Source organism: Marinimicrobium hydrolyticum, from assembly GCF_030848505.1.
Lineage (GTDB): Bacteria > Pseudomonadota > Gammaproteobacteria > Pseudomonadales > Cellvibrionaceae > JAVDDU01.
Window position 1 is genome coordinate 1 of record NZ_JAVDDU010000019.1, and the last position, 6,029, is coordinate 6,029.

General features: G+C 55.0%; 5 protein-coding genes. 3 read left to right on the forward strand and 2 right to left on the reverse strand.

From position 1 onward, the window contains the following. The first annotated feature begins 413 nt into the window (after positions 1-413). Positions 414-1,031, forward strand: a complete 618-nt coding sequence (gene thrH / locus RBH33_RS17560) for a bifunctional phosphoserine phosphatase/homoserine phosphotransferase ThrH (protein ID WP_306733525.1) — start codon at positions 414-416, stop codon at positions 1,029-1,031. 282 nt (positions 1,032-1,313) lie between these two features. Here thrH and pabB read toward each other — a convergent pair whose 3' ends face one another. Next, on the reverse strand, positions 1,314-2,690 hold the full coding sequence (gene pabB, locus RBH33_RS17565) for an aminodeoxychorismate synthase component I (RefSeq protein ID WP_306733526.1): 1,377 nt from the start codon (positions 2,688-2,690) through the stop codon (positions 1,314-1,316). A gap of 190 nt (positions 2,691-2,880) precedes the next feature. Between pabB and rimO the strand changes: the two genes are divergently transcribed. Next, positions 2,881-4,218: a 30S ribosomal protein S12 methylthiotransferase RimO gene (gene rimO, locus RBH33_RS17570; protein ID WP_306733527.1), complete on the forward strand. Its 1,338-nt coding sequence runs from the start codon at positions 2,881-2,883 to the stop codon at positions 4,216-4,218. Positions 4,219-4,572: 354 nt separating this feature from the next. After that, complete coding sequence (locus tag RBH33_RS17575) at positions 4,573-5,301, forward strand: hypothetical protein (RefSeq protein WP_306733528.1); 729 nt, start codon at positions 4,573-4,575, stop codon at positions 5,299-5,301. Between the two features lie 82 nt (positions 5,302-5,383). Here the strand turns inward: RBH33_RS17575 and RBH33_RS17580 are convergent. Then, positions 5,384-6,029: hypothetical protein (locus RBH33_RS17580; RefSeq protein ID WP_306733529.1), on the reverse strand; the 646-nt coding region annotated here is incomplete at its 5' end.

The following is a 6,029-nucleotide window of genomic DNA, read 5'->3' on the forward strand; positions in this document are numbered from 1 at the left end:
AAACGGGGGGCGACACTCTTAGGGGCTGGAGCCCCGCTTTCGCGATGGATGACGGGCTTGGTAGAGAGTAGGGGCAATGAGAGTAAAAATCGACCTGGAGGTGCCAAAAAGCTATCCGTGGAACAATGTCTCAAATTTAACCATTCAGCACATAAAATATACACCATGTGGTGGTCATTTTACGTTCAGCTACTACATGTACCTTCTGTCGCCCGCTCCACAAGCGGGTTCCAGCGAGCCGTGTGTGTTTTTATGGTTATTAAAACGGCCGCGATAATTCCGCTGCGATTTATGTTCCACGTGAAAACCCTCGGTGTCAGGTGTTTGCTTTCGACGTCGGAAAGGGGTAGATTCACCCGCGATTTAACAGGCGCCCAACGGGCGTATACTTATCTATATTTGAGGATTTGGTTGTGGAAATTGCATGTCTTGATCTGGAAGGGGTTTTGGTACCGGAAATCTGGATCGAATTCGCCAAGGTGACGGGTATTGAAGAGCTGAAGGCCACCACCCGTGACATCCCCGATTACGACGTGCTGATGAAGCAGCGCCTGCGGATTCTCGAAGAGCACAAGCTGGGTTTGAACGAGATTCAGGCCGTGATCGCCAAGCTTCAGCCGCTTGAGGGCGCTCGGGAATTCATCGACTGGCTGCGCGAGCGCTTCCAGGTAATCATTCTGTCGGACACCTTCTACGAATTCTCCCAGCCTTTGATGCGCCAATTAGGCTTCCCAACATTGCTGTGTCATCGCCTGCAAGTGGATGCCGACGGCAAAGTGGTGGATTACACCTTGCGCCAGAGGGATCCCAAGCGCCAGTCCGTGCTGGCCCTAAAAACCCTCTACTACCGGGTCATTGCTGCCGGCGACTCCTACAATGACACCACTATGCTGGGCGAAGCGGATGCGGGCATCCTTTTCCACGCGCCGCAAAACGTGATTGAGGAATTCCCCCAATTCCCGGCTGTGCACACCTTTGAAGATCTGAAGAAGGCGTTTATTGAAGCCAGTAATCGCGATCTTACGCTGTAAAAGAGCAGGGCAGTCAAAATACATGGATTCCCGCCTGCGCGGGAATGACGAGGAGGTGGCGGAACGCCGGAGAGGAGTCCAATCTACGGACTACCAAGTACTCGTCATCCCCGCGAAGGCGGGGATCCAGCTCAAACTTGGCCGAGAGGCACATAAATTCCAGCGTTCGCGGGAATGACGCACTGGTGCCGGACCGCTAAAAGAGAGTCCGCTAACCTACACGGCCAGGTGTTACCGACTACCCGTCATCCCCGCGAAAGCGGGGATCCAGCTCAGCGAAGCTCATCCTCCCCCGAAAGTCCGCTCCAACGTATCCATCAATAACTGCACTTTTTTCAAGCTCTCCTGATACTCCTTTTCCGGCTCCGAGTCCGCCACTATGCCGCCGCCGCCCCAGCAGTGCATGCGCCCCTGATCGCAGACCAGGCTGCGGATGGCGATGCTGGTATCCATATTGCCGTCGGCGCTGATGTAACCCAGGCTGCCGCAGTACACCGAGCGCCGGGTTGGCTCCAGCTCTTCGATAATCTCCATGGCGCGAATCTTTGGCGCGCCAGTAATGGAGCCGCCGGGAAAACACCCCGCCAGTAAATCCAAAGCATCGGTGTCGGGTTTGAGTTTTCCTGTCACAGTGCTGACCAAATGATGCACATTGGCAAAACTCTGCAATTCAAACAGCTTGGGCACCGCTACCTGCTCACACGTCTTGCTCAAGTCATTGCGCAGCAAATCCACAATCATCAGATTTTCCGCCCGGTCCTTCTGGCTGGCGCTGAGCGTCTGAGCGTTGGCTTGGTCCTGCTCGGGGGTTGCGCCCCGGGCAATGGTGCCCTTAATGGGTTTGGCCTCGGCTAAGCCGTTTTGTAAACGTACAAAACGCTCCGGCGACAGGCTTAGAACAGCGCCTTGGTCCAGCGGTATATAACCGGAAAAGGGTGAGGGCAGCGCCTCGCGCAAGGCCAGGTAGGCGGTGGCGGGATCCCCCTGGTAATCCGCACTGAAGCGCTGCGCGTAATTGACCTGATAGCAGTCGCCCGAGCGAATGTAATCCTGAATTCGAGTCACGCAGTTGGCGTACTCGGTCACATTAAGATCGGCCTGAAAGCTATTGATTTTAAACGGTAATTCCGTTTTTATGAGAAGCGACTTTAAGTGTTCCACGGCTACCAGAGGATACACATCCTCCAGGTCCCAGTCGGGCCGGCTGACTAGCCAAGCCTGCTGGGTTTCGTGATCCTGCACCAGTGCCCAAGGGTAAATTGCCACGCACATATCCGGTAGGTTGATGTCCGAACGCGCCAAGCTGGGTAGCTGTTCCAATCGGCGACCCAGGTCATAACCAAAATATCCGATAGCGCCGGAGACAAACGGCAGACCCGGAACCGGAGCCAGGGGATCAGGCATGTGTGCCTGCAGAAGCTGGAAAGGGTTTTCCTTGGACGTAAAGCCCTCACCCTGGTCGCTTTCAATGCGCGTTTCATCCCCATGGGTGATCAAGCGTTTGTTGGGGGAAGCACTGATGATGTCGTAGCGACCATAACTGCTGCCCGGCCGGCCGCTGTCGAGCCAAACCGGGTGGGGCAGGTGCGCTACCGCTCGAAACAGCAGTTTGCTGTCCGGTTGGTAGTTAATGGCCTGCACGCGAGGGGCTGGAAGCATCTCAGTAGGGTGTTCTATCCGCAGTAAAGGGCGGCCATTCTATCAGGAAACCGGGTGCGGACGGATAAACCGGCCAAGCTCAGAGTCCAACAGCGCCTGAGCCATCGCTTTAAGGATGCAAAATCCGGCCTAACGCCCTACAATGCCGTCCATTCTTTTCCGCCCTTAGTAACTCCCACGAGCCCTGATTATGAGTAAATCCCCCACCGTCGGTTTTGTCAGTTTGGGGTGCCCAAAGAATCTGGTGGATTCCGAGCGCATTCTGACCCAATTGCGAACCGAGGGTTATCACATTGTGCCCAGCTACGACGACGCTGACATGGTGATCGTAAACACCTGCGGCTTTATCGATAGCGCCGTGGAGGAATCCCTGGGGACCATCGGTGAGGCTCTGAAGGAAAACGGCAAAGTGATCGTTACCGGCTGTTTGGGCGCAAAAGAGGACGAGATCCGCGAAGTTCATCCCCAAGTGTTGGGGATTACCGGTCCTCACGCCTACGAGGCCGTGTTGGGGCAAGTGCATCAGCACCTGCCGCCCAAGGCGGACCACAACCCGTTCCTGGATCTGGTGCCGCCCCAGGGTGTAAAACTGACCCCGCGTCACTACGCCTACCTGAAGATATCTGAAGGCTGCAACCACAGTTGCAGCTTCTGCATTATTCCCGACATGCGCGGCAAGCTGGTGAGTCGGCCCATTGGGCAGGTGATGGGTGAGGCGGAGCGTCTAGTCAAGGCGGGCGTAAAAGAACTGCTGGTAATTTCCCAGGATACCTCCGCCTACGGCGTGGACATCAAATACCGTACCGACTTCTGGGACGGCCGACCTCTGAAAACGCACATGCAGCAACTGTGCAGCGCGTTGGGCGAACTGGGCGTGTGGGTGCGCTTGCACTACGTATACCCCTATCCGCACGTAGACAACATCATCCCCTTGATGGCGGAAGGCAAAATACTCCCGTACTTGGACATTCCCTTTCAACACGCCAGTCCTAAGATTCTGCGCTTAATGCGCCGGCCCGGGCAGGTGGAAAAGACCTTGGAGCGTATCGCTGATTGGCGCCGGCAAGTGCCAGACCTAACCATTCGCTCTACCTTTATTGTTGGCTTCCCCGGTGAAACCGAAGAAGATTTTCAAATGCTGCTGGATTTCCTTGAGGAAGCGCAGCTGGATCGCGTCGGTTGTTTCCAGTATTCACCGGTAGACGGCGCCGCCGCCAACGAGCTACCCGACCCGGTTCCGGAAGAGATCAAACAAGAGCGCTACGACCGCTTTATGCAGGTGCAGCAAAAAATTTCTGCCGCCCGCCTGCAGCTTAAAGTGGGCCGAACCCTTGAAGTGTTGATCGACGAAGTGGACGAAGAAGGGGCCATTGGCCGCAGCTACGCGGATGCACCGGAGATCGACGGTCTGGTGTATTTGAATGGTGAACAATCCCTGCAGCCCGGAGACAAAGTGCTCGTTACAATCGAGCATGCTGATGAGTATGACCTATGGGGACAGCTCGAAAGCAGCACGTCTACCAGCTGATCACTCGCAAGCGCCCTTGCCAAGGCAGGGCGCTTACGCATAACAACTGATCGTATCTACTCTAAGATTTACGCAGTAGTACGCTCCGCCCTAACGAAAATTCAGAGCGTACCGTTTAGAATTTTTGCTCCCTCCACCATCACCCGCAGCGATTCCAGCACCTATTGAACACGTAAACGTCTGCTGCATTGCAGCATCCCGCATCCGGATCCCGGTGCAACTGCACTCCCATCAAACCGCACAGATACTGCAAACCTTCTTAGTCGGAACCTTTTAAATGGGGCAGGGGTCCTACTGACTTTATGACGCCGCCGGCGTCCTTCATGGCAGTGGATGATAATAAAGGAGTAGTCGATGCCCCATGCCTCGTTGAGGGTGGAGTCTTTGCCGGTGGAGCTGGAGCAAAGCAATTCCAAGCCCCCAGTCAACCGGCGCTTGGGTTTCAGCTTTGCCGTTTCTGTATTGGCGCACGGGTTATTGTTTATCTGGTTGTATGGCCGCATAGCTGTGCCCACCGGTGTGCCCGCTACGGTCAATCCTGCCCCCACATTCCAAATCCGAATGCGCAACCCTGCTGCCGAAGCTCCAGAAGCTCTGACTCAAGAGGTCGAAGAGCCAACGGCAGCCGAATTGCCCGCGTCAAGCGTTGAACCCCCCGACCCCAAACCTACGCCAAACACTGAAGTTATTTCTCAGGTGCTTCCCGAAGAGGCTGAAGTCCCGGTTTCCTCGCCCCGACGGCCCCTAGTGATTAACTCGGAAGATCTTCGAGTCGATGCGCCGAATGCGCACGAGACTCCCTCTCGAAACAATGTATTCAACCCGGCCATGCGCTCAAAGCTGGACTCAGCCCGGGCTACGCGCCCATCCACACAACCGACTGAATTCGAACAGCAGAACAACCGCGCCGCCCCTGGCGGTGATATGTATATGAGCTTTGACGATAAATGTTTTGTGGTCGGCGAAAGCTTTGCGGGCGGTCGGCGAGAAAACAGCTGGCACCGGATAGGCTGCACGGGCGCCAGCACAGAATCCGAAGACATCTTGGAGCGGGTGAACCAGCGCGTTCGGGCTAGGGAGTAATTGGATGGCTGGGCCTCAGTTCGATAAGAAGCCTCAGCGCACGCCATGTAATTCGTCTGGCGTGCACCGTTGGAAAGCTTGCTTAAGAGCTATTGGCTCTTCTGAGTCGGTATTCAACAATAAACCCGATCAGACCGCCGATAGCCAGAAAGAACCCCACCAACATGAGCAAGCGATTCTCTCCGCGGAGGACTTCCTTTCCCTCATGGGTTTGTTGCATGAGTTTGTAGGTTCTGCTGCCACCCTCGACGGGAAGTACAAAGACTTCGCCTTTATACTCGTTGGCGAGCAGATAATTCTCGTCGAGCCGCTGGACCATCTCCTGTTTTTTCTCTTCGGTTTCTCTGACGTGTTTCCTAAAATCTTCAGTTCCGAACGTGTGTCTCTGCATATGCTGTCTCCAGTTGTCGAAGATTAACTGCGACTCTCCAGGATTCACAATGCCAGCTGAATAGTAGCTATACTGTGTGTTCGCAAATACCAGGCCCAGATGCCCGGCGGCGATAGCCGTAAAACCCACAATACAGGCTATGGCCGAGCTAAATAGCCACCGCTTTATGGAAGAGGTATGCATTTTTTGATTGTTCGCTATGTGGGAAGCAACTGCCGGTATGTGCAGAAATTGCCGATCAACCAGCGATAGGTTGACACCTTCTAAAATCACCGAGATATCCACAGAATAGGCGTCAAGAATGGCTGACAAACTATCGGCAGAGGGCAGGGACTTA

Excerpts from the sequence above, each read along its gene's own strand:
- pabB (WP_306733526.1), bottom strand. The coding sequence starts at position 2,690 with ATGCTTCCAGCCCCTCGCGTGCAGGCCATTAACTACCAACCGGACAGC.
- rimO (WP_306733527.1), top strand. The coding sequence starts at position 2,881 with ATGAGTAAATCCCCCACCGTCGGTTTTGTCAGTTTGGGGTGCCCAAAG.
- RBH33_RS17575 (WP_306733528.1), top strand. The coding sequence starts at position 4,573 with ATGCCCCATGCCTCGTTGAGGGTGGAGTCTTTGCCGGTGGAGCTGGAG.